Here is a 2,870-nt window from a genome sequence, read left to right as displayed (position 1 = left end):
GTGTAGCGGATGGCGGGGGAGAGGGGAAGGGGTGAGCGGCGACTTAGAGCGCGCTGACAAAATCGGCTATTGAAACCACTGTAACCGAGGCATGCTTATAAGCGCTCAAATTATCCCAAAGCACATTTTGCGGCTGAACTACGCACGTGAGCTCTTCTCTTGCAGCGACGCCGATCATCTTGAGCGTTGGCTCTGCGAGAATACGTCGAGCTGGCAGCAATTCTGATTTATCTATTAATTTTGCGGCAACCGCAGCTTGAAGGGGCAAGTCCCCTCCCTTCACTTTCAAAAAACAATCTTTGTGAGACTGAACAAAAGAATTGCACAGACTGCATTTTTCAAAATCAGATTTATCTCCGTCAAAAAAGAAGGCATCACCCTTATCAAGCATATCCTGAAGCGTCGCCGGGCCGATGTTCCCTTGCGACATAACAGCCAGCGCAGCGCGATACTCCAAGAGATATGGAGGCGGAGGTATGCTCAAAGGCCTAGCTCCGCCATCCTGTCTTTAACAGTTTTAAATACTGTCTCTTGGGTTTTACCCCGAGCGTTCAGGATTTGAGCTACGTGTACATTGTCTATCGCTAGCTGCTCGAGCGCCTGTCGAACGATCTCAATAGGGCGAAAGCCCATATCGCTCACAACATTATAGGCCCAATTACCTCCGGACGAACGCTCCCCCTCAGCCAACTCTTCTTGAGTTGAGACGCCGCTATATCCCGGAGGCAATCCGTTCGCTCGGAACCAGCCACTATAGTCTTGAGCCGAGATGTGCCCATCCTCTCTAAGCCGGAAGGCGACAGCTCCTTGGCTCAGCAGGCACCGGTGCGATACGTAAGAAATTCTAGCAGATAGCCCCCTCCCCTCCGATCTTTGCAAAAGATTCGCCAAGAAGCCTTCAGGGACCAAGAAGCGCGAAGCAAATTTATTACATGCAAGCTCAGCCTTGTGATCAACCCTACCGGGATCAGAAACGCCCTCCAGGTTTATCAAAAAATGAGCAAACTCATGAGCAAGAGTAAATAATCTTGCCTTTGTTCTAAATGTCTTCTTGTTTATTAAGATAAGACTTGCCCGATCACTTAAACGATCAAACAAACCCCTAAAATCCTCCGCAGGCGCATCAGCCATAAAACAATAGACGCCGAAGTCCTCAATCTTTGCCCTGAGGTATCTAAGGGCCAGATCCGGATGCTCCACCCACCTCTCGTCGGTTGGGTCGAAAGACAGAAGCCGAGAAATCTCACCAGATTTATCGGCCACATTATCCCTATTGATGTCCTCCGGCCTCTTAAGTTTTGGATTTATTTGAAGAGATTCAGCAATGCTATCGATCAGCTCCGCCGAAGCTGCTCTCGAAAAATAGGCTCGCCATCCCTTTGGAGATATCTGCAGAGGCGTTGCTTGGGCCGCCCTCAAATCTACAACTGCAGACCTCAACTCCGGCTCGCCGGCAGAAACCAGAACATAGTCTGGCACGCCATAAACTGCACTCATAGTCGCGAGCTGAGCCATCGTCGGCTCCTCCTCGCCAGCTTCTATTAAGCTGAGTCTTTGAGGCTTGACCTTGAGCTCGACCGCAACCTGATCGATAGATAACCCGCGCTTCTCGCGAACGTAGCGTAGGCAATTGGGGGCAGTCGTGTCAGCAGGCATCGCCGATCAGTCGACCACGCTGGGAGCGCTCGCAAGCATCCTCCAGTTGACCGCAGGGATAGCTTTGGCCATGAGCGTTTTCCGAGCCCCTTACGAAAACCTCTATCATAAGTTGGGCATGATTCTCGATAGAGAGGAAGCCATACTTAAAGGACGATCAGACAGCCAGGCAGCAATATCCCAGGTAGAAAAGGTACTTGCGGCACGCGTGGAATGGCTAAGCAAAGGTAGAGAGCTGGAGCCAGAGATAGCGCTTAGGGAGCTGTGGATTTGGGGAGCAGTCTTACTCAGTGCGATCGGGCTGGTGGCCACGGCACTTTGGCCTGACCTGCCCCTCAAGCGCTGGACCGGCTTCTGCATTATAGCTTGCTGTACAGCGCCTTTGGCAATTGGCATTGCCCTGATCAACGGCCTTGTCCGACATCGCCTGTCGGTAGTGCGTGAACAAATTCACGCTCTCTAACCCTCACACTTCACGGCGAGACGGTCGCAGGGCTGATCAGCTCACTCCGCCGACACCGCCCTCCGGGCGGCCGCCGCGCGGCGACGCGGAGCGTCCGTCCGCCTCTGCACGCTGCAGCCTCCAAGAGATGTAAGGGGCGCGCCGACCTCGGGGAGGTCGGGCGGCGGTAGGGGTTGAGCCGTCGGGGCGCCCGCTGGAAACCCTCTCCCATAGGGAGAGGGTGGGGCCCGCCGCGTAGCGGTGGGAGGGTGAGGGGTTTCACCGGTGGCCGGTGAAGCCTGGGCTTTTCCGTTGTGCGTTTCGTCAGTGCCTGGTCCGGTGAGGGTGTAACCCCTCACCCTCCCGCGCTTTGCGCGGGTCCCTCCCTCTCCCTATGGGAGAGGGTGAGCACGGGGATTGAGGGCGCTGTGTCCTCGGCGTTCGCGAGATCGAACGCAGCGAAATCAAGCGCTTGTCGATTTTACGCAGCCCTGAATGATCCGCCTTGAATCCCGCCGCACAATCATAGCCATCCCCGTCGCGGGGGAGGGCGTTTGGATCCGGCCCAAGACGGCGGCGGGGTTAGGTTGAGCGGGGCCGCTGGCGGTTCCCGAGCGGCTTCGTCAGGTCGCGTCGCTTACTCTTTAGGAGCGCACGCGGGTGATGGACCGTCCGGGATCAAGGCCATCAGCGGAGCGACAGGGCGGTGATCGTATAAGCCGCCTATCGTGGATCGTCGGGGTCGAGACGGATGTAGCCGATCGACTTGGTC

At 55.7% G+C, this 2,870-nt stretch carries 3 protein-coding genes; 1 reads left to right on the top strand and 2 read right to left on the bottom strand.

Annotated features, from left to right (window positions below):
* Positions 1 to 43 precede the first annotated feature (43 nt).
* Positions 44 to 484: a hypothetical protein gene (locus AC07YH_RS26650; RefSeq protein WP_494749901.1), complete on the bottom strand. Its 441-nt coding sequence runs from the start codon at positions 482 to 484 to the stop codon at positions 44 to 46.
* Entirely contained in the window at positions 481 to 1,656 is a 1,176-nt protein-coding gene (locus AC07YH_RS26645; protein ID WP_494749900.1) for a helix-turn-helix domain-containing protein, read from the bottom strand. The genes AC07YH_RS26650 and AC07YH_RS26645 overlap by 4 nt, the downstream gene beginning before the upstream one ends.
* On the opposite strand from AC07YH_RS26645, the gene AC07YH_RS26640 reads away from it, so the two are divergent.
* Positions 1,643 to 2,119 (top strand): hypothetical protein, encoded by a 477-nt coding sequence (locus AC07YH_RS26640; RefSeq protein ID WP_494749899.1) that lies wholly within the window; start codon positions 1,643 to 1,645, stop codon positions 2,117 to 2,119. The two genes, AC07YH_RS26645 and AC07YH_RS26640, sit on opposite strands and share 14 nt — an antisense overlap.
* Positions 2,120 to 2,870: the final 751 nt, after the last annotated feature.

The organism is Caulobacter sp. GW456-12-1-14-TSB4 (genome assembly GCF_059424195.1).
This window is presented reverse-complemented; position numbering and strand designations above follow the sequence as displayed.